General features: G+C 28.3%; 20 protein-coding genes. 18 read left to right on the forward strand and 2 right to left on the reverse strand.

Translation table 11 applies throughout. From position 1 onward, the window contains the following. Nucleotides 1–228: 228 nt before the first annotated feature. From ARA56_RS04055 to ARA56_RS04105, 12 genes are all read left to right on the forward strand, one after another. Nucleotides 229–1,743 carry a sodium-dependent transporter gene (locus tag ARA56_RS04055; protein WP_055264228.1) on the forward strand — a complete coding sequence of 505 codons (1,515 nt, stop codon included), beginning with the start codon at nucleotides 229–231 and terminating at the stop codon, nucleotides 1,741–1,743. A gap of 1 nt (nucleotide 1,744) precedes the next feature. Next, the gene (locus ARA56_RS16590; RefSeq protein ID WP_148315740.1) at nucleotides 1,745–1,855 is read left to right on the forward strand and encodes a MetS family NSS transporter small subunit; all 111 of its coding nucleotides are present in this window, start codon (nucleotides 1,745–1,747) and stop codon (nucleotides 1,853–1,855) included. A gap of 222 nt (nucleotides 1,856–2,077) precedes the next feature. Beyond that, nucleotides 2,078–2,338 carry a metal-sensing transcriptional repressor gene (locus ARA56_RS04060; RefSeq protein ID WP_055264230.1) on the forward strand — a complete coding sequence of 87 codons (261 nt, stop codon included), beginning with the start codon at nucleotides 2,078–2,080 and terminating at the stop codon, nucleotides 2,336–2,338. 21 nt (nucleotides 2,339–2,359) lie between these two features. Next, nucleotides 2,360–4,786 carry a heavy metal translocating P-type ATPase gene (locus tag ARA56_RS04065; RefSeq protein WP_055264232.1) on the forward strand — a complete coding sequence of 809 codons (2,427 nt, stop codon included), beginning with the start codon at nucleotides 2,360–2,362 and terminating at the stop codon, nucleotides 4,784–4,786. A gap of 25 nt (nucleotides 4,787–4,811) precedes the next feature. Beyond that, nucleotides 4,812–5,021: a heavy-metal-associated domain-containing protein gene (locus tag ARA56_RS04070; protein WP_055264234.1), complete on the forward strand. Its 210-nt coding sequence runs from the start codon at nucleotides 4,812–4,814 to the stop codon at nucleotides 5,019–5,021. Between the two features lie 134 nt (nucleotides 5,022–5,155). Continuing rightward, complete coding sequence (locus ARA56_RS04075; protein ID WP_055264236.1) at nucleotides 5,156–6,145, forward strand: alpha/beta fold hydrolase; 990 nt, start codon at nucleotides 5,156–5,158, stop codon at nucleotides 6,143–6,145. A 162-nt stretch (nucleotides 6,146–6,307) separates the two neighbouring features. Then, nucleotides 6,308–6,631, forward strand: a complete 324-nt coding sequence (locus ARA56_RS04080; RefSeq protein WP_084758947.1) for a thioredoxin family protein — start codon at nucleotides 6,308–6,310, stop codon at nucleotides 6,629–6,631. Between the two features lie 255 nt (nucleotides 6,632–6,886). Further along, the gene (glgB, locus tag ARA56_RS04085) at nucleotides 6,887–8,797 is read left to right on the forward strand and encodes a 1,4-alpha-glucan branching protein GlgB (protein WP_055264306.1); all 1,911 of its coding nucleotides are present in this window, start codon (nucleotides 6,887–6,889) and stop codon (nucleotides 8,795–8,797) included. Nucleotides 8,798–8,836: 39 nt separating this feature from the next. Continuing rightward, the gene (gene pulA, locus ARA56_RS04090) at nucleotides 8,837–12,037 is read left to right on the forward strand and encodes a type I pullulanase (RefSeq protein WP_070205644.1); all 3,201 of its coding nucleotides are present in this window, start codon (nucleotides 8,837–8,839) and stop codon (nucleotides 12,035–12,037) included. A 155-nt stretch (nucleotides 12,038–12,192) separates the two neighbouring features. Next, complete coding sequence (locus ARA56_RS04095; RefSeq protein WP_055264238.1) at nucleotides 12,193–13,188, forward strand: ABC transporter ATP-binding protein; 996 nt, start codon at nucleotides 12,193–12,195, stop codon at nucleotides 13,186–13,188. A gap of 2 nt (nucleotides 13,189–13,190) precedes the next feature. Then, nucleotides 13,191–14,009 (forward strand): ABC transporter permease, encoded by an 819-nt coding sequence (locus tag ARA56_RS04100; protein WP_055264240.1) that lies wholly within the window; start codon nucleotides 13,191–13,193, stop codon nucleotides 14,007–14,009. Nucleotides 14,010–14,012: 3 nt separating this feature from the next. Next, nucleotides 14,013–14,804: an ABC transporter permease gene (locus ARA56_RS04105; RefSeq protein ID WP_055264242.1), complete on the forward strand. Its 792-nt coding sequence runs from the start codon at nucleotides 14,013–14,015 to the stop codon at nucleotides 14,802–14,804. A gap of 234 nt (nucleotides 14,805–15,038) precedes the next feature. Here the strand turns inward: ARA56_RS04105 and ARA56_RS04110 are convergent, their stop codons facing one another. Both ARA56_RS04110 and ARA56_RS04115 read right to left on the reverse strand, forming a co-directional pair. Beyond that, on the reverse strand, nucleotides 15,039–15,356 hold the full coding sequence (locus ARA56_RS04110; protein WP_055264244.1) for a DUF1540 domain-containing protein: 318 nt from the start codon (nucleotides 15,354–15,356) through the stop codon (nucleotides 15,039–15,041). Nucleotides 15,357–15,373: 17 nt separating this feature from the next. Then, nucleotides 15,374–15,919: an NADH peroxidase gene (locus ARA56_RS04115; protein ID WP_055264246.1), complete on the reverse strand. Its 546-nt coding sequence runs from the start codon at nucleotides 15,917–15,919 to the stop codon at nucleotides 15,374–15,376. A 328-nt stretch (nucleotides 15,920–16,247) separates the two neighbouring features. On the opposite strand from ARA56_RS04115, the gene ARA56_RS04120 reads away from it, so the two are divergent. The 6 genes from ARA56_RS04120 (at nucleotide 16,248) to ARA56_RS04145 (ending at nucleotide 21,715) form a co-directional block, all read left to right on the forward strand. Next, a complete protein-coding gene (locus ARA56_RS04120) occupies nucleotides 16,248–17,036 on the forward strand; it encodes a YdcF family protein (RefSeq protein ID WP_084758948.1) in 789 nt (262 codons plus the stop codon). A 20-nt stretch (nucleotides 17,037–17,056) separates the two neighbouring features. Then, nucleotides 17,057–17,479 (forward strand): hypothetical protein, encoded by a 423-nt coding sequence (locus ARA56_RS04125; protein WP_055264250.1) that lies wholly within the window; start codon nucleotides 17,057–17,059, stop codon nucleotides 17,477–17,479. A 297-nt stretch (nucleotides 17,480–17,776) separates the two neighbouring features. Further along, nucleotides 17,777–18,229: a metallophosphoesterase family protein gene (locus ARA56_RS04130; protein ID WP_055264252.1), complete on the forward strand. Its 453-nt coding sequence runs from the start codon at nucleotides 17,777–17,779 to the stop codon at nucleotides 18,227–18,229. 65 nt (nucleotides 18,230–18,294) lie between these two features. After that, nucleotides 18,295–19,227 (forward strand): coiled-coil domain-containing protein, encoded by a 933-nt coding sequence (locus ARA56_RS04135; RefSeq protein WP_055264254.1) that lies wholly within the window; start codon nucleotides 18,295–18,297, stop codon nucleotides 19,225–19,227. A gap of 34 nt (nucleotides 19,228–19,261) precedes the next feature. After that, nucleotides 19,262–20,380 carry an anaerobic sulfatase maturase gene (locus ARA56_RS04140; RefSeq protein ID WP_055264256.1) on the forward strand — a complete coding sequence of 373 codons (1,119 nt, stop codon included), beginning with the start codon at nucleotides 19,262–19,264 and terminating at the stop codon, nucleotides 20,378–20,380. A 156-nt stretch (nucleotides 20,381–20,536) separates the two neighbouring features. Next, nucleotides 20,537–21,715, forward strand: a complete 1,179-nt coding sequence (locus ARA56_RS04145) for a hypothetical protein (RefSeq protein WP_055264258.1) — start codon at nucleotides 20,537–20,539, stop codon at nucleotides 21,713–21,715. Nucleotides 21,716–21,946: the final 231 nt, after the last annotated feature.

Consider the following 21,946-nt stretch of genomic DNA (forward strand, 5'->3'; position numbering starts at 1 on the left):
ATAAAAAATAAAACTTAATTGATAAATCTTCAATTTAAAGAGTTTTTTTGATATTCGAATTAACAAAATGGTTAAATAAATAAACTATAATTAATAAAATGATAAATATAAATGCTGATATATATAAATTTACCATAAAGTTCTTGAAAAAACTATCAAAATGATATAATATATAGACAAGAGAAATAAGAGGTAAAAAACCAGTTATTAACCGAAGGAGGACGAATAGTGGATAACTCAAGAGAACAATGGGGATCGAAATTAGGATTTATTTTGGCTGCAGTAGGATCGGCAGTAGGATTAGGAAACATATGGAGATTTCCATATGTAGTTTATGAAAATGGAGGAGGAGCTTTTTTAGTTCCATACTTTGTTGCTATATTTACAGCAGGTATACCTATATTAATACTTGAATATGGAATGGGGCATAAATTTAGAGGATCAACACCTCTTTCAATTGCTAGAGCAAATAAAAAGTGGGAATGGCTTGGATGGTGGCCAGTGGTTACAGCATTTTTTATTTTAAGTTATTATTCAATGATATTAAGTTGGGCTATGAAATATTTTACACTAAGCTTTAATAAAGGCTGGGGAAGTAATACAGATGCATTTTTCCATAATGACTTTTTACAGCTTACTAGTTCACCGTTTGAGCTAGGAAATATTATATGGGCTGTTCTTATAGGAATATTTTTAGTTTGGGGAATAGGTTGGTTTATATGTTATAAAGGTGTTAAAGGTGGAATTGAGAAATTAAATAAAGTATTATTACCGATATTAATAGGGATAATGGTTATTATAGTTGTTAGAGGAGTAACTTTAGAAGGAGCTACTTTAGGATTAAATAAATTATTTACTCCAGATTGGAGCAGGCTTACAGATCCGAAGGTTTGGATATCAGCTTATGGACAAGTATTCTATTCATTAAGCTTAGCAATGGGAATAATGATGACTTATTCAAGTTACTTACCTAAGAAAACAGATATAAATAATAGTGCTTTCATGACTGCTTTTGCAAATTGTGGATTTGAGTTCTTATGTGCTATAGGTGTATTTGCTATTTTAGGATTTATGGCAACAAGTCAAGGTGTTGGAATAGATGAGGTTGTTTCAAGTGGAGTTGGACTTGCCTTTGTAGTATTCCCAGAAGTATTTACAGCTATGGGTTCATGGGGAACTATATTAGCAGTTTTATTCTTTGCTTGTTTAGTTTTTGCAGGATTAACTTCAGTAGTATCATTAGTCGAAGCTATAGCATCATCGGTGATAGATAAAACAAATTGGGAGCGTAAAAAGGTAGTTTCAGGAATTTGTATTTTAGGTGTGGCAATGAGTGCTATTTTTGCTACAGGTGCAGGTTTATACTTATTAGATATAATTGATAACTTTGTAAATTGCTATGCTATAGTTGGAGTAGGCTTACTTGAAGCTATATTAATAGGATGGATAATTAAACCAGAAGTTATAAGAAATCATGTAAATAAAATATCATATTTTAGAATCGGAAAATGGTGGGATTTTATAGTTAAGTTTGTAACACCAATGATGTTAATAATAATGCTAGTACAGAGTTTAACTGCTGAATTTAAGAATCCATATGCAGGATATCCACTTGCGGCAACGCTTCTATATGGATGGGCAGTTATTGGCTTTGGAATAATATTAGGATTATTAATTAGTAAGAAACCTTGGAAAAATAAAGATTTGAATAAAGTAGATGAAGAAGAGGAGGTTGCGATTTAATATGACAGGAACATCAATAATATTTTTCGCATTAGGAGCAGTAGTCCTTTGGGGTGGTTTAATCACTACATTAACTATAACAATAAAAAATGAGAGAAAATCTGCTTCATAAAAATAAAGAATTATACTTAGAAGATAGATTAACTTTAATTCACACAGTTTAATAAGAATATCATTACTATATAAAAAATAGAGCTATACAGATTTTTGTATAACTCTATTTTTATTTGAATTTAAATTTGAAAAGTTGAAAAACTATTATTGACAGTTAGAAAAAAAAGAGTATAATGAGGTTAAAACACACCCCCCACCTGGGAGGGGGTAAGGAGGAAATATGGACGAAAGAAAGAATGCTATTCAAAGTTTAAAAGTAGCTAAAGGACAAATTGAAGGAATAATAAATATGATTGAAGATGAGAGATATTGTGTTGATATTTCAAACCAAATAATAGCAGTACAATCATTATTAAAAAAAGCTAATATGCAAATCCTAAGAAGACATATAAATCACTGTGTTTCCGATGCAATATTAGAAAATAAAGGTGAAGAAAAGATAGATGAAATTATGAAAATATTTGAGAAAATATCAAAGTAATGATAAGAGGTGATATAAAAAATGAATAAGAAATATAAAATAGGCGAAATGACTTGCTCTGCATGCTCTAATAGAGTAGAAAGGGGAGTTAAAAAGATGGATGGTATAATAGATGCAAATGTTAATTTAACAACGGAAACTTTAACGGTTAATTTTGATGAAAATAAATTAAGTGAACAAGATATAGAAAAGAAGGTTAATGATCTAGGGTATACAGTAATTAAAAATACTAAGGTTCATACCTATAAAGTTGAAGGAATGACATGCTCTGCATGTTCAAATAGAGTGGAAAGAGTTACTAAAAAGATGGATGGGGTAATTGACTCAGTAGTTAATTTAACAACTGAAAAATTAACAATTACTGTTGATGAAGATTTAGTTACCTATGGTGATATAAAGCGAACAGTAGAAAAGGCTGGATATAAACTTATAAGAGAAGAAGAAATAAAAGATGATAAGAAAAAGAAAACTGATAAAGAGAAACTTTTTATAAGATTTATAGCATCAACTGTATTTACTCTACCATTACTTATAATAACTATGGGGCATATGGTAGGAATGCCACTACCTCATATTATTGATCCTATGATGAATCCGATGAATTTTGCATTGGTACAGCTTGTTTTAACAGTTCCAGTTATGATAATAGGATATAGATTTTATTATGTAGGGACAAAGAATTTAATTAAATTATCTCCTAATATGGATTCTTTAATTACAGTAGGTACTATAGCCGCTTTTATATATAGTTTATTTGGTACTTATAAGATATATACTGGAGATAGTTCATATGCTATGCATTTATATTATGAAGCTGCTGTTACTATTCTTACATTAATAACTTTAGGTAAATATTTAGAAGCTGTTTCAAAAGGTAAAACTTCAGAAGCTATTAAAAAGCTTATGGGACTAGTTCCAAAGACAGCAACTATAATTAGAGATGATAAGGAATTAGTTATTCCGATAGATGAAGTTATTGTTGGAGATACTGTATTAGTTAAACCAGGAGAAAAGCTACCAGTAGATGGAGAAGTAATAGAAGGTAGTACGGCTGTTGATGAATCTATGCTTACAGGGGAAAGTATACCTGTAGAAAAAACTATTGGAAGTAAAGTAGTTGGAGCAAGTATTAATAAAACAGGTTTTATTAAATATAAAGCAACAAAGGTTGGAAAAGATACAGCTTTAGCACAAATAATCAAGCTTGTAGAAGATGCCCAAGGTTCAAAAGCGCCAATTGCTAAAATGGCTGACGTAATATCTTCATACTTCGTTCCTATAGTAATAGGACTTGCAATATTTGCAGCTATAGGGTGGCTTATAGCAGGAGAAACTCCTGTATTTGCTTTAACAATATTTATTTCAGTTCTCGTAATAGCTTGTCCATGCGCTTTAGGACTAGCAACTCCAACTGCTATTATGGTTGGTACAGGTAAGGGAGCTGAAAATGGAGTTCTTATTAAAGGTGGAGAAGCTTTAGAAATCACTCATAAGGTAGACACTATAGTATTTGATAAGACAGGTACTATTACAGAAGGAAAACCAAAGGTTACTGATATCATAACAACTAATTATTCTAAAGATGAGCTTTTAGTTATTGCAGCTAGTGCAGAGAAGGGTTCAGAGCATCCTCTTGGAGAAGCGATAGTAAGAGAAGCTGAAGAAAAGAATCTAGAATTTAAGGGTATTGAAAACTTTAGCGCTATTCCTGGACATGGAATAAAGGTTGATATAGAAGGTAAAACTATATTGCTTGGTAATTTAAAATTAATGAATGAAAATTCTATAGAAGTCGGAACACTAGGAACAGAGTCAGATAAATTAGCTCAAGAAGGTAAAACACCTATGTATATAGCTATAGATAATAAGTTAGAGGGAATTGTTGCTGTTGCAGATACAGTAAAATCAAGTAGTAAAGAAGCAATAGAAAATCTTCATAATATGGGGATTAAGGTTGCAATGATTACAGGGGATAACAAAAAGACTGCTGATGCTATAGCTAAACAAGTTGGAATTGATATAGTATTATCAGAAGTTTTACCAGAAGATAAAGCTAATGAGGTTAAGAAACTTCAAGGAGAAAACAGAAAAGTTGCTATGGTTGGGGATGGTATTAATGATGCTCCAGCACTTGCTCAAGCTGATATAGGGATAGCAATCGGTACTGGAACTGATGTAGCTATAGAGTCAGCAGATATAGTTTTAATGAAGGGTGACTTAAGAGATGTTTCAACAGCTATTAAGTTAAGTAAAGCTACTATAAGAAATATAAAACAAAATTTATTCTGGGCATTTGGATATAATGTATTAGGCATTCCAGTAGCTATGGGAGTACTTCATATATTCGGAGGACCATTATTAAATCCAATGATAGCAGCTGCTGCTATGAGTTTAAGTTCAGTATCTGTGCTTACAAATGCTTTAAGACTAAAAAGATTTAAAGCTTAAAAATATATTAAGGAGAGTAGATTTTATGTTAAAGAAAATATTAATTGAAGGAATGAGCTGTAATAAATGTGTTGCACATGTAAAGGAGGCTTTAGAAGAACTTAAAGATGCAAAATCAATAGAGGTAAATCTACAAGAGAAGTATGCTAAAGTAGATACAACTTCAGATGATGAAGAAATTAAAGAAAAAATAGATGATGCAGGATATGACGTAATATCAATAGATAATCTATAATTTTAGAGAAAAATAAGTGAAAAAAGAGAGTTAGTGCTTTTGCAATAATTCTCTTTTTTTGTTTATAATAGTTTCATTACTAATTTGTAAAAAATGCTAGAAATATAAAAAATTTATATTAATGTGGGTGAAATATGATTAATAATTTAGAGAGAGGGTATTTCTATAATTTTGGAAGAGATTTAGAAAATATAAATAGAGTAGAAGAAAGATTAAATAGAATCAAAAAAATGGGGTATTTTAAAGGGGAAAATGACTTAGATATTTACTATGAAACTTATATAGTTGAAAGAGAAAAAGGAAGAATAGTAATAAGTCATGGATTTTGTGAATGCTTAGAAAAATATAAAGAAATAATTTATTATTTTATAGAAGAAGGATATTCAGTATTTGGTATTGAGCATCGTGGACATGGAAGGTCAGGACACTTAAGTAAAAAATATAAAAGTCAAGTAAATGTAGAAAAGTTCGATTATTACATTGAAGATTTAAAACGTTTTTTAGATCAAATTGTTAAAGAAAAGGGAAAAGATTTATATCTTTATGCACATTCTATGGGAGGGGCTATAGGTACATTATTTCTAGAAACATATCCTGGTTACTTTAAAAAAGCTGTACTTAATGCTCCTATGATGCAAATAAATACAGGAAAATATTCGAATTTTATAGCAGAATTGTTAGCCAAGTTCTATATTGCCATAGGAAAAGGTGATAATTATATATTTGGACATAAAGATTTTGATGGTATAGATGACTTAGAAGGGTCAGGAACTTCTGATAAATACAGATATATGCATCATTTATCGTATTTAAAAGAAAATAAAGAGTGTCAAAGAGGTGGTGGATCTTTTAGATGGGTAAATGAAGGGCTAAAAGCAACTAGGAAGCTACTAAAAGAGGAGAATATTAAGAAAATAGATATTCCAATATTACTTTTTCAAGCTGGAAATGATACTTTTGTAGTAAATGAGGCTCATAATGAATTTAAAGCAATAGCTAAGGATTGTGCAATAGTTTATATAAATGAAGGTAAACATGAATTATATTTTGAAAGAGATTCTATACTACATTCCTATTTAGATAGAATATTTAATTTTTATGAGCAAGGAAATGTGTATTCTTAAGATAAAAATCAAAAATTTTATATATAATTGTCTAACATAAAATTAAGAGCTATATATTAAAGCTCTTTTTTTATATAGAAAAATTCTATTTGTATAAAAGAGAAGGGGAGAGTTAAAATTATATATAATAGATTTAATATACAAATATAGAGGTGAATAATAGTGATTAATATAGAAAATCCAAAAGAAGTAGAAGAAGTAATTGAAAATAATAAAATGAGTATTATTTATTTTACTGGTAGTGCATGTGGAGCATGTGAAGTCATAAAGGAAAAGCTTGAGAGTATATTAAATGAATTTCCTAAAATAGAGTGTAGAGAGGTTAATGGCGAAAAGCATATTGATTTAGCAGCTAAGTATGGTATATTTTCTTTACCTATAATGCTACTTTTTATAGAAGGAAAGGAATTTTTAAGAGTAGGAAGAAATGTTAATTTATTAGAACTAAAAAATAATTTTGAAAGATATTATAATATGATATATTAATATTAAGAATAATTGGAGTAAAATTATAATATTTACTTAAATGGATTATTTGTACAAAAAATGGTACAATTAATATATATAATTATACAAAAAGATAATAAAGAAAGGTTAACATAGGGAGAGAAGAGTATGGTTAGTAAAATTGAAAAAAGCACGAAAAAAAGTAGTAAAGCTATTATTAGCGAAGAAATATTGCCAAAAGAAATTATAGAATGTAAAAGTGAGAAGATTTTTGGCACCGATTCCAGAAAAATAATGGAGAAAATTCAAACAGAAGAAGAAAAAGAGATTTTTGAGTTGGATGAGCATTTATTTCACGAAGGAACTCATACAAGTTGTTATGAGTTTATGGGAGCACACTTTGTAAAATATAAAGGAAAAAATGGAGTTAGATTTACAACTTGGGCACCAAGAGCTAGTAAAATAACTGTAGTTGGTGATTTTTCAAATTGGGAAATTAGAAAAGAAAATGAAATGAAAAGATATAATCAGCTTGGATTATGGACAACCTTTATAACAGGATTAAAGCCAGGCGAAAGATATAAGTTAGCAGTTACAAATTATGATGGTAGTAATACAGTTCTAAAATCAGACCCATATGCTTTTAAGTCTGAATTAAGGCCAAATACAGCATCTATATTAGTAAAGGAAAATAAATTTAGATGGTCAGATAAAAGATGGTTAAATAAAAGAGAGAAAAGTGATATTCAAAGTAGTCCTATGAATATTTATGAATTACATTTAGGTTCATGGAGAAGAAAAGATGGAGAGTTCATGACTTATAGGGAAATAAGTGAAGTATTACCAGAATATATACAAGAAATGGGATATACTCATGTTGAGATTATGCCATTACATGAACATCCATTAGATAAATCTTGGGGATATCAAGCAACAGGATATTATTCACCAACATCAAGACATGGAGATTCTACAGAACTTAAGGAATTAATAAATAAATTGCATAAAAATGATATCGGAGTGATTTTAGATTGGGTTCCAGGACATTATTGTAAAGATTCACATGGATTGAGCTATTTTGATGGAACTGCAACTTATGAGTATCAAGATTATTGGAAGGCAAATAATGAAGGCTGGGGAGCTTGGAATTTTGATTTAGGCAGATATGAAGTAAAAAGCTTTTTAATATCAAATGCTATGTATTGGATAAAAGAGTTCCACGTTGATGGATTAAGAGTTGATGCTGTATCAAATATGCTTTATCTTAGCTATGGACGTAATGATGGTGAATGGATTCCTAATATTTATGGAGGTAATGGAAATTTAGAAGCCATTAGTTTTTTAAAGGAATTTAATGAAGTTGTTCATAAAAACTTTCCAGGGATAGTAACTGTGGCAGAAGAATCATCTACATGGCCTAAGATAACACATCCTGTAAGTGAAGGGGGAATAGGTTTCGATTTTAAATGGAATATGGGATGGATGAATGATACATTGAGCTATGTGGAGCTTGACTCTATATATAGAAAATATCATCATAATAAGATGAATTTTTCAATGATGTATCAGTACTCAGAAAATTTCATTTTACCTATATCTCATGATGAAGTTGTACATGGTAAAAAATCATTAGTAAATAAGATGTTTGGAGATAATTGGTGCAAGTATGCTGGATTAAGATTGTATGCAGCTTTTATGATGGCTCACCCAGGTAAAAAACTATTATTTATGGGAAGTGAATTTGGGCAATTCATAGAGTGGAGAGAGTATGAACAGTTACAATGGCAGATAATTGACCAATATGAAATCCACAAGCAAGTTCATAATTATTTTAAGGTATTAAATAGATTTTATAAAGAAAATCCATCGTTATGGGAGCTTGATAATAAAGAGGAAGGCTTTCAATGGATAGATGCAGATAATAGTGAAAAGAGTATATTATCATTTATAAGAAAAGGTAAAAATGAAGATGATATGTTAATCTTTGTTTTAAATTTTACACCTGTAACATATTATGATTTTGAGGTAGAAGTTCCTAAGGAAGGAGAATATGTAGAAGTATTAAATAGTGACAGCATAGAATTTGGAGGAAGTGGACAGACTTTAGAAAGGTCTGTATTTACTAGTGATGATAATGGTGATCCATTTAAAATTAAAATTAAAGTACCTCCATTAGCAGTAACAGTATTAAGACCAAAGATTTAGAAATTGTATGTATGAAAATTACAATAAGGTGGTGTTTGAGTGGAAATACTGAATTATGTTGAAAAATTTGAGGTTGATGGAAATAAACACGGTAGATACGGGATAAAGTTAAGCCCTATGTCAAATACTATAAGATTTACAGCAAAATATGATAATGCTATATGTGCTTACATTGTAGGTGATTTTAATAATTGGGAAAAATTGGAAGAGTTTAAACTGAATTGGCAGCTTGATATTGAAGATGGCACCCTAAAGATGATAAAGGATGTAAAATTTGAAAATGGTTTAGAAGAAGGTCAGTATAGATATAAATATATATTAGTTGATAGAGAAGGCGATGAAATATGGGTTGATAATCCCTATGGTGGAAAAAATGGGTTTAAGTTTACTTGGGATAGAGTTGAGAATTTTTTAGAAATATTATCGTCAAATAAGTTTGTAACTTATAAAGCTCCAGTAGAGCTAGTAGGAAGAGTAGTTGAGTTGTATGACAAAGTATCTTTTCCAGATATTAATTGGTATTTAAAAGAAGAGATAGAAGGGGTGAAGTTAGAAAATTCATACTTATATGTTTCAGAAGATGTAGAAGAAGGAACAGAAATAGTTGTAATTGCACAAACTTCTGATAATAAATATAAGAATGAAAAAAAAATTATTGTTTCTAAGAGTTTACCTGACCAAACATTGGTACATTTTCTTACTGATGATAATAAATATATTGGAGAGAGCTATTTATGGAATTGTTGGGCATTTCAAGATGGATGTGATTCAAAGGAAATAGACTTTAATATAGAGACAGATTTTGGAGATTCTGCATATATGCCGTATCATAATTTCATAATAAGGAAAAAACAATGGGGTCCTAACTGGGTAAACCAGTGGGCAGAACAAAGTCCAACCTTTAATACCGGCAATAAAGAGAATAACCTATATATTTTATACGGAATACCAAGCCCATATAATTCGTTAAAGGAGGCTGTTATGGCCTGTGGAACTAAAATAAAATTTGCGGTTATTGATAACGATAGGAAGATAAAAGCGTACTTAACAAGAGAACCTCTACTAGGTGTTGACTTTCACCTTTATATAAATGGAGAAAAAATAGAGGGAGTATCAACTATAATAAGAGGAAGAGAAGTAATTTTAACTAATATACCGAAGAATATAAATGCTAATGACTTAGTAGTTGTAAGTCCTTCAAATATGTATAATCCATGTAAGGTTACGATGAGAAGTTATTTAGATAAGTATTATTACTCGAAAGAAATTGGAGTTTCATTTTTGACGGAAGATATAGTTTTAAGACTTTGGGCACCTACAGCATATAAAGTAGAAATAGCTTTATACAATAATTATGATGATTTAAATCAGAATTATTGTACTGTAGAGGAAATGGCATATGATCAAAAAACAGGAACACATTATGCCGCTATAGATAGAGAAAAAAACCAAGGTAAATATTATTTATATAAGCTATATTTTAGAGATATAAATAATGATGGTGAGATTATAGATAAAATAAATTATGCTGTTGATCCGTATGCATTTGCAGTAGGTGTTAATGGAGATAAGGGAGTTTTAATAGATATTAATAGCAATGATTGTAAGCCATTAGGATGGAAGGAAGATAAGAGTCCTTATATCGATAAAAAGATTGATTCAATAATATATGAAGCTCACGTAAGAGATTTTACAATAGATAAGACTTCTGGAGTAAGTGATGATTTAAGAGGAACTTACTTAGGATTGGTAGAAGAGGGAACTTCTTATATAGATGAAGTTAGTAATAAGAAGGTAAGTACAGGAATAGATCATTTAAAGGAATTAGGAATTACTCATATTCATTTGCTTCCGACTTATGATTTTGGTTCTGTAGACGAGAGATTCAAAGATATTGAAGGCAATAGAAATTGGGGATATGATCCTAAAAATTATAATGTCCCAGAAGGAAGTTACAGTACAGATCCATACAATCCAATTACGAGAATTTTAGAATTTAGACAGATGGTTCAAGGATTTCACAAAAATGGTATACGAGTAGTTTTAGATATGGTTTATAACCATATGATGAGTACAGAAAATATGGATAAAATAGTACCTGGATATTATTTTAGAACAGATTATTTGGGAAGATACTCAAATGGTTCAGGATGTGGAAATGAATTATGTACAGAGAGACCTATGGTTAGAAAATTTATTTTAGACTCTTGTAGTCATTGGATAAAAGATTACCATGTTGATGGGTTAAGATTTGATTTAATGGAATTAATGGATATAAAGACTACTAAGGAGATTGTAAGGAAAACTTCAAGAATAGATAAGAACTTTTTAATATACGGAGAACCTTGGAAAGGTGGGGATTCTCCTGTTAAGAATGGAACTTATAAAGGTTCTCAGAAGAAAGAAAATTTCTCAGTATTTAATGATACATTTAGAGATGCTATAAGAGGAGATAATTCTCCTTCGAGAGGATTTATAAATGGAGATCAGCATAATGCAATAAAAGCATGGAATATAGTTGAAGGGTTAAAAGGTTCTATATATACAATAACTTATAATCCAGATGAAAGTATAAACTATATGGATGCGCATGATAATTACACTTTATGGGATCAAATTGAAAAAACTCAAAATTATAATACTCAATATGGACAATATAGAGATAATATTGGAGACAATATATTAGACAATTATAATGTTAGACAGTATTTATTAGGAGCTTCAATATTATTCACTGCTCAAGGAATACCATTTTTTCAAGGAGGATCAGAATTTCTTAGAACTAAGCAAGGAGACCATAATAGTTATAAGAGTGGAGACATTATTAATAGTATTAAATGGAGTGATAAAGTTAAATACAACGAAGTTTTTGAATATTATAAAGGGTTAATTAAAATAAGAAAACAATATGATTTATTCAAAATAACATCACCAGAAGACGTTAAGAAAAATCTAAGTATAAAGTTTGCTCATAATGATGATAAGTCTGGAGTCATAATTTCTTCAATTTCTAGTGAAGATAACAGTGAAGAATTTATTATTATTTATAATGGAACTAGTATTGATAATTATGATGTAAATAGTGAGATATCTTTAGATGTTGATAAAGAGTGGAGTATAATAGCTAATGGTAAATTAGCTGGAGTAGAAGTTATTAAGAAGATAGTTGATTCTAATATACCTTTAATAAAATCATACTCAGCTGTTATATTACGTGGAATTGCATTATTAGAAAAATAATATCAAATAAAAGATATGCCTGTGGCAAAGTGCTGAATGTCATAGGCATATTTTTTTAGTGAGTAAATTATTCAGAATAAAATTAGTATTTCAACAGATGTAAAATTAAGGTAAAATATTAATTGGAAATGAAGAGTGATGAAAGAGGTGAATTTATGATAAAGGTAGAAAGTTTAACTAAAGAGTTTAGGATAAGTAAAAAATATCCTGGATTTAAAGGAGCTATAAAAACATTTTTTTCTAGGGAGTATACTGAAAAGTTAGCAGTAGATTCTATAAGTTTTGAGATAGGTGAAGGAGAAATAGTTGGATATATAGGTGCTAATGGAGCAGGGAAGTCAACTACAATAAAAATGATGACTGGAATTTTAACACCTACATCTGGGACCGTTACCGTAAATGGGTTAGTACCCTATGAAAATAGAGAAAAGAATGCTAAAAATATAGGAGTAGTTTTTGGCCAAAAGACTCAATTGTGGTGGGACTTGCCTATATCTGAGACGTTTACTCTATTAAAAGATATTTATGAAGTAAGTGATGAAGATTTTGAAGAGCGAATGAACTTCTTGAAGGAATTATTAGGATTAGAGGAGTTTTTCTTAAATCCAGTAAGAACATTATCATTGGGACAAAGAATGAGAGCAGATTTAGCAGCGGCGCTTATACATAATCCAAAGATAATATATTTAGACGAGCCTACTATTGGCTTAGATGTAGTTGTAAAGGAAAATGTAAGAAAGGCTATAAAAGAGATAAATGAAAAATATGGAACTACTATAATATTAACTACACATGATTTAAACGATATTGAGGAGTTATGTAGTAGGATAATTATAATTGATAAAGGTAAAAAGATTTATGATGGTGAGATTCAAGGAATTAAAGATAAATATGGATATTTAACTACAGTAGAAGCTCAAATTAAAGGCGATATTTCTATAAACGACTTAAAGTTCAAAGAAATAGTTAAAGACGATGATTTTAATTTAGATATAAAAGAAAATAAATTAGCTATAACATTTAATAAAAATAAAATATCTTCAGCAGAGATAATAAGTGAGGTTATGAAGGAAGCTAAAGTTATTGATTTTATAGTTAAAGAAACTAGTATTGAAGATATAGTAAAGAAGATGTATAGAAATGAGGTGTAAATATGAATAAATTAAAGGAAATTAGAACATATTTACCTTTTGCAAGAAATACATTTCAAAAATTAATATCTTATAAGGCAAATGTAATTATTTTTATGTTTGGAGACTTACTTATGCTAGCTGTAACTTATTACTTATGGAAAGCTATATATGGGAGCTCAAGTGAAGCAGTAATAAATGGATTTACTTTAAATCAAATGATTATATATGTTTTTATAACATTCTTAACCAGTTTAATGACTTCTGTAGACATAAGCCAGGACATATCTAGAGAAGTTTTAGATGGGTCAATAGCAATTAATTTAGTTAGACCTATTAATTATGAGAAGAGGATGTTTTTTCAAGGGTTAGGAAATGTATTTTATAATTTTATAGTTATATTTTTAATTACATTTATGTTAACAACATTTTTATTTTATAGATACTTTGGATATATAAATGTAATAAATATTATTATATATTTTATAAGTATTGTATTAGGAATACTTATAAGCTTTTATTTTAGTTATATATTTGGATTATTTTCTTTTAAAATTACAAATATGTGGGGAATGTCACAAATTATGCAGGCTATTATTCAGCTTTTATCAGGTACATTAATTCCTATAGCATTTTTTCCATCATGGGCACAAGCTATAGTTAAACTATTTCCATTTAGTTCAGTAATTTATACTCCTACGATGATTTATTTAGGAAAGCTTAGTAATACTGAAATTATAGTATCATTAGGAATACAAGTATTTTGGATAGTTTTACTTATGATCATTGCAAAATCTATGTGGAAATCTATGATAAAGAATTTAACTGTTGTAGGAGGTTAGGTTATGAAAAGACATTTTAAATTATATATAAGATTCTTACAACAATATATAAAAACACTTATGGCTTATAGAGCAGATTTTATATTAGGTCTTATTGGATTTATATTAGTTCAATCTGTAGGTGTAATATTTATAAGCCTTATATTTAGTGCAATACCTACTTTAAGTGGATGGTCATTTTATGAAATATTATTTATATATGGTTTTGCACAGATACCTAGGGGGATAGACCATGTATTTACAGATCAATTGTGGATATTTAGTTGGAAAACTATAGCACAAGGTGAGTTTGATAGATATTTAGTAAGACCTTTGAATCCACTTTTTCAAGTTATAGTAGAAAAGTTTCAACCTGATGGATTTGGAGAAATAATTATAGGTACAATGCTTTTAATAACATCTTGGAGTAAACTCTCTATTGAAGTTACATTTGGAAAGATAATTGCTCTAATATTCATGATTCTTTGTGCAACAGTTATATATACAGCTATTAAACTTGCTGTCACATCAATTACTTTTTGGGTGAAGTTTGCTCAAAGTTATATGTTCATGGTATATCAATTAAGTAGCTTTGTTAAATATCCAATTAATATATATCCAAGTTGGATTAGAACGACATTAACATTTATAATACCTTTTGCATTTACAGGATATTATCCCGGAGCATATTTGCTAGGAAGAGGCAGCTTTTTTCAAGGAGTAATAATGACATTTTTAATAAGTATGCTTTCTATTTTGGTAGCGTATAGAATATGGCTAATAGGAATAAGTAGATATGAAAGTACAGGAAGTTAAGATGTATCTTCGATAGGAGAAATATTTACCTAGAGCAAAGATAAATATGCTTTACAGCACATAAATCAAGATTTGATACAGAAATATAAATATTTACTACGTTAGGGGAAAGGTTGCAGTGCAAAGTGGAAGGTAAGAAAATTTTCACTATTGATGTAAGCAAATTTTTTCTTTAACGTAGTGAATTTTTCACTTTTGCAGAGCAACCTATTAATCTTGCCATCAGGCAACTAATTATTTTTCTTGAAAGCTTTGGCAATGTGCTTCTGAATATATTTTAACGTCATCTCCACCAACGCTAATACAAGGTAAATCACATAAACTATTACAATTATATTTACAGTTTTCAACTTTACAAATTAAAGCATCACATGAACCTGATGCATTTGTATTATTAGTTAAATCACTATAAAGATTCTTATCTAAGAAAGAACCACAACATGTATCTTTAGAGCAAGAAGAGTTTAAACCACCAATGTTAACTCTATTTGAGTAGCATACTCCAGATTTGTTATGAGAACAATTATTTACTGAACAATTTATTTCTGCCATATTAAACACTCCTTTTATTATTTAGAAAAATATCTATCAAGTAATCCTTTAAATGCTCTACCATGTCTTGCTTCATCTTTACACATTTCATGGACTGTATCATGAATAGCATCTAAGTTATTTTGTTTAGCTAAAGCAGCAAGTTTTTTCTTACCGTCACAAGCACCAAATTCAGCTTCAACTCTTGCACTAAGATTAGATTTTGTATCAGCTACAACAACTTCTCCTAAAATTTCGGCAAATTTTGAAGCGTGGTCAGCTTCTTCGTAAGCAATTCGCTTATAAGCTTCTGCAACTTCAGGATATCCTTCTCTATCAGCAACTCTTCCCATTGCAAGATACATACCAACTTCTGTACACTCACCCATAAAGTTTGCTCTTAACCCTTCTATAATTTCAGGGTCAATACCTTCAACTATTCCAACTCTATGTTCATCTGCCCATTGTAAGTCACCTTTCATTTCTTCGAATTTACTAGCTGGAGCTTTACATATTGGACATACTTCAGGTGGAGTATCACCTTCGTGAACATAACCACAGACTGTACAAATATACTTTTTCATTAAATTTTCCTCCCTTTATTTATTTTATAAACAATAAAAGTTTCAACTGTAGTATTATTTGCTAATTAAGAAAGAAATATTTATTTATATTATTATATTGGGAATATAAATTATTAGGTGTTTACTATATAACAATAAGTTTACAAAATTATACATATGTCATACAATTAATATAATGTTAAATGCTGAAGAATAAAAGCGATACTTTAAAGTATGATGAAATATAGTGCTAGTTACTTGAGATAGTAGAAGAACATTTTGGTAGAGATAGATGGTATCAGTAATATAGAAGAATTAGATGTAAAAAGTAAAGGAGTAGAGATATATTATGAAAAAACATGTAGGGATGAGAAAAAATAAGGTGTTATATAAGTTATGTCTTGGCGTAGGACTAGCTTTAATTATTTATTACATAGGTTTAAGATTAATATCTGGATTTGTAGCTTTTTCAAGTATGTTTGGCTTATTAGGAGTGATACTTTTTGTATATGGATTTATAGAGCTAAAATTCAATATTAATATATGGGGAAGAATATCTAAGATTTTAAGAAGAATTATAACAGTATTATTTTCTATAGGTATGATTATCTTTATAATAATAGAAGGAATTATAATCTATAATGGACATCACTATGATAAGGAAAGACCAGATTATCTTATGGTATTGGGAGCTGGACTTAGAGGTAGTAAAATAAGTACATCACTTTTATACAGGCTAGAAACTGCTGTAGAGTATAATAAACTTTACCCAGATGTAAAAATAATAGTTTCAGGTGGACAAGGTCCGGATGAAGATATAAGTGAAGCAAAAGCAATGAAGGATTATCTAGTTAGTAAAGGTATAGATGAAAATTTAATTATAAGTGAGGATAAATCTACAAATACTTATGAAAATTTCTTGTTTACTAAAAAATTATTAGAAGATGAAACCGGAGAAGAAGACTTTACTGTTACAGTAATATCAAACAACTTTCACATGTTTAGAGCTAAATATTTGGGAGAACAAGTAGGGTTTGAATGTTTAGGATATCCGGCACCGTCTCATGCTGCATCAAGTTTTATATTTTATACTAGAGAATTTTTCGGTGTTATTAAAGCCTTTGTTTTTAAGAGGTAGTATAAAAGGTAGGGGATAATATGTGGTCAGAGAAAAGAGGAATTGAAGGTACAATAGTATTTGCTATTTTTCCAATAGTTTGGTGTATATTAGGTAATATATCTTACTATTTAAGTGGTATAGAAAGGTTTTATAATTTTACTAGTGTTATTAATATAGAAAATTCTACAATTATGGCAATTCTTCCGTTAATTGTAGTAGTAATCGCAGCAATTGTGAATTTGAAAATTTATGTAGATGAAGAAAAGTTGTTTGAAGTTAATAAATCAATGTTTAAATATAAAATAGTTAATATATTATTTATAGCGTATATTATTTTTGCTATATCAGTTATAAGAGATAGTAAGGTGATTATATCTGCTTTACTAATAGAATTATCTTTTATTTGCATTTATATACTTAAGAGAAAGGCTAAATCTCTAGAGTTAACAGATATACAGTAACAGGTATTCATGGGGCAATTTCAAAAAAAGTAATAAATGTTGAAGGAATGAGATTAAATGTAAGATAATATAAATAATCCGATTTTTAATATACTAAGAAATAATGGAGGTTGTATAATATGACCTTCATTTTATTATTTACATTGTGAATTGATTTGTAAAAATAATTAATAAGTTGTTTCTGTAAAATATTTTTTGGTCTAAAAATATGCTATGTGTCCTAATAACATAGTAAAGAATAGTAATGCTAATAATAAATAGTATACAGATAAAAACATAACAGATAGGAGTAGAAATATGAGATTAGGAGTTATATCAGATACTCATGGAGTACTAAGGGATGAAGTTATAAAAAATCTTGAGGGGTGTGATTACATAATTCATGCTGGAGATGTAGGTGGAGAAGAGATAATTAAAAGATTAGATAAAATAGCAAGAACTTTTGTTGTTAGAGGAAATAATGATGGTGATAGTTGGGGAATAAAGTTGCCTTATTATAAGGAAATAGAGATGGATGAAACTCTTATATACGTAGTTCATAAAAAAGATGATATCCCTTCTGAATTAAGAGAAGTAGATCTTGTTATATATGGACATTCTCATAAATATAGTGAAGAGAGAATAGATAACATAATTTATTTGAATCCAGGTTCTTGTGGAAGAAAGAGATTTTCATTACCATTAACAATGGCAATAGTTGATATAAATATTGATAGAATTGATATAAGAAAAATAGATATAGAAGGGTAAAGTGTTCTATATATTTACAAATAAAGTGCTATAATGGAAGAGTGGAGCAAAATAAGGGGGAGAATATGCTAAAAGAGATAAATGAGAAGTTAATTAAGCTTAAAGAAGACATAGCTTTAAAAAATGTATTAGAGAAAAAATTAGAAACTTTAAATTTACAATTTGATAAAGATAAGAAAGAATTAAATGAATTAGAGATAAAGTTAAAAAAAGAACATAAAGATGTAGAGAAATTAGAAAAGTTATCTTTTGCTAACATAATAGCTACTGTTATGAAAAATAAGAGTGAAAAGTTAGAAAAAGAGCAACAAGAATATATAATGGCTAAAATTAAGTATGACGAGTTTAGTTCAAAGTTAGAGTTATTAAAAGAAAACATCGAAAGCGTAAAATCTAGGCTTGAAACTCTAAAATATTGTGAAAATGAATATAAGGTATTATTAAATAAAAAGTTAGAATTAATAAAGTTATATGGTGATGAAGAAAAGAAAAGTAAATTAGCAATGATAGAATCAGAAATAGATGAAAATTTATTAGAGAAAAAAGAGATAGAAGAGGCTATAAGTGTTGGAAAGGATTTATTAATAGCAGCTAACTCTGCTAAAAATTCATTAGAAAGTGCAAAAAATTGGGGGATATTTGATATTGCTGGAGGAGATATGCTTTCTTCTATAGCGAAGCATAATAAGATAAATGATGCAGAAGTACATTTTAGAAGGGTATCTAGTTTGATAAGTAGATTTAATAAAGAATTAGGAGATATTAAATTTGAGGGACTAACATTTTCATCTACAACAATAGCTTTTGATATATTTTTTGACAATATATTTACAGACTTTTCAGTACAAAGCAAGATTAATAGTTCTTTAGATAACGTAAGAAGGTTAATATGTAGAGTTGAAAATATATTAGGTACTTTAAATGGTAAAAAGGTAAGTATAAATTCTAGGATAGCAAATTTAAGAAAAAACTATGATAGTATAATTGAAAACATTTAAGGATAGAGAATAACAAAGTGAGAGGTAAATACTGATGAAAAGAAATATAAGTTTAATGATAAAGCCATCTTCAAGTAAATGTAACTTGAAGTGTAAATATTGCTTTTATCATTCAATAGCTGATGCGCGTGATATAAAAGATTATGGTTTTATGAGCAAAGAAACATTAAGACAAATAGTAAGTAAGGTAGATGATTATTGCGATGGAGGTAATTGTAATATAGGTTTCCAAGGGGGAGAATCCTTATTAGTAGGGCTAGATTTTTATAAAGAGTTAGTTAAATGCACTACTGAAATTAATAATGGAACAAAATTTAATTATCACATTCAAACTAATGGAACTCTTATAAATGATGAAATTGCTAAGTTTTTTAAAGAGAATAACTTTTTAGTTGGAGTTTCTTTAGATGGAACTAAGGAGATTCATAATTTAAATAGGATTGATCCTTTAAATAGAGATACATTTAATAGTGTAATGAAAGGAATAAATATTTTAAAGAAATATGATGTTAACTTCAATGTTCTTATAGTTGTTACTTCGGCATTATGTAAGAAGATTGATAGTGTTTATAAATTTTTGAAAAAGAATGATTTTAAATATCTACAATTTATTCCTTGCTTAGATCCTTTAGAAATAGAAAATGGACAAACTTATAGTTATTCATTAAATGTAGAAGAGTATTCGAAGTTTTTATTAAATTTATTTAATTTATGGTATAAAGATATCATGGAAGGTAACTATGTAAGTATAAGATATTTTGATAATATAGTATCTCTATTCTTAGGACAAGATTATGAATCTTGTGATATGAGAGGCATATGCTCATGTCAACATATAATTGAAAGTGATGGATCAATGTATCCTTGTGATTTTTATACATATGAAAAATATTCAATAGGAAACATTTTAGAAGAGACTTTTGATGAGATACATCATAAGAATGAAACTATCAATTTTATGAAAGAATCTTTAAATAAGAATAATAAGTGTAGTATTTGTAGATTTAAAAATATATGCAGAGGTGGATGTAGACGACACAGAGAAAATAGTCAGGATAATATGAATTATTATTGCTCAGCACATTATGAATTTTTCTCAAAAACTCTAGATAGGTTTGAGATTGTAGCAAATAAATTAAGAAGAAATATGTGATAATTAAGAATTTGTAGTTAAAATTTGATAACTAGATATTTAAGTAATATTAAGAACCTACGGGTTCTTTTTTGATATATTTTTTTAATTAAGGGAATAATTAAAATATTAAAAATTAAGTATGAATAAATAATATTAATATAAAGGAGTAGATAAATGAAAGAACTTATAGAGACATTAAGAAGAAATTCTATTATAAAGTCTCTTATGGATGAATTTAAAAAGGATTTTAAAAATACATATTATGATGCAACTCTTAAACAAAAGGAAATGCTAATTGATTATAGGGATGTTATATTTAGGAGATGGTTATATTCCCCATTAAGAGGGGGAACATATCTAACCCCAAGTTATATAATAAATAATATAGCTCAACAAATATATCCTGGAGATTATTGTATTATGCCGTATATTAAAGTGGATTTAGATAATGAGGGGAGATTAAAGTTTTATAGAAAATTCAATTATCATTCATTTAATAATAGTCCAGTAATTAACGATTTAGAGAAATTGATAGATTTTTTAAAACCAACGATTATAGTAAGAGATGAAAATAAATATGTTATTGATGGTGGAGAAAGATTAATAAATAGGTTAAGTATTCAAAGTGACTATTATATTGAATATCTTATAAATATAGCTACAAATATAGGCATATTAGAACCTATGAAATCCATAGGTTGTAGGTGTTATAAAATAGGAAAAGATTATTATAATTATATAAATTTAAAGATAGATGAAAAAATTAAGATTATAATTAATAGTAGTATAGATATAGTGAGAGAAAGTATAAGTGATATTATAGAATTTGATAATACGAATAGTATATTTGATCTTTTAGATAATGGTGTCACTGAAGAGAAGTTTTTTCAAATGATGAAGCCATCTTTAAAAGAAAATATGGAACATTCAAAATGTATATCAGATTCTCTAAAAGTTGATGAAAAAACAATTTATAATATTACAGAAGAAGTATTAAGTGATGAGATAGGTTATTGGCTTGTTAGACGAGAAGCAGGAATATATTTAGATACTTATTTAACTTGTATTTTAGGATATTACTTAGGAATAATAAATCCAATTTATGACGAATTGTTTCTAACAAAGATTTTTATAGATTTTATAAGTTATACAGATAATCCTATAGAAAGATTATCAATTATATTCACTATGGAATTAGGACATAACCTAACGAGGTTTGGAGAAAAAATTATTATGGAACGAAAAATAATAAAAGGAAATAATTTTAAGGATTTAGTGCCTAAAAATATAAAATCCTGTATAGAAGAATATAAAAATAAGAAAGATAATATCTTATATCATATTCATGATTAGAAGAGAGAATTAATGAAAGATTAGGTTATAAATATTTAAAAGCAAAGAGGTTCAAGTGATAAAATACTCTTTGTTTTTTTATTTATGAATTTTTCTGAAATTTAAGCATAATTTTTTATATATAGCAAAAGTTGAAATAAGAATGTACAAAAAAAAATAAAAATATACATTTGAAATTTTAAAAAATTGGTATTATATAAATATAAACTATCAGAAAACAATTACATAATA

The sequence above is a fragment of the Clostridium disporicum genome (assembly GCF_001405015.1).
Taxonomy (GTDB): Bacteria; Bacillota; Clostridia; order Clostridiales; family Clostridiaceae; genus Clostridium; species Clostridium disporicum_B.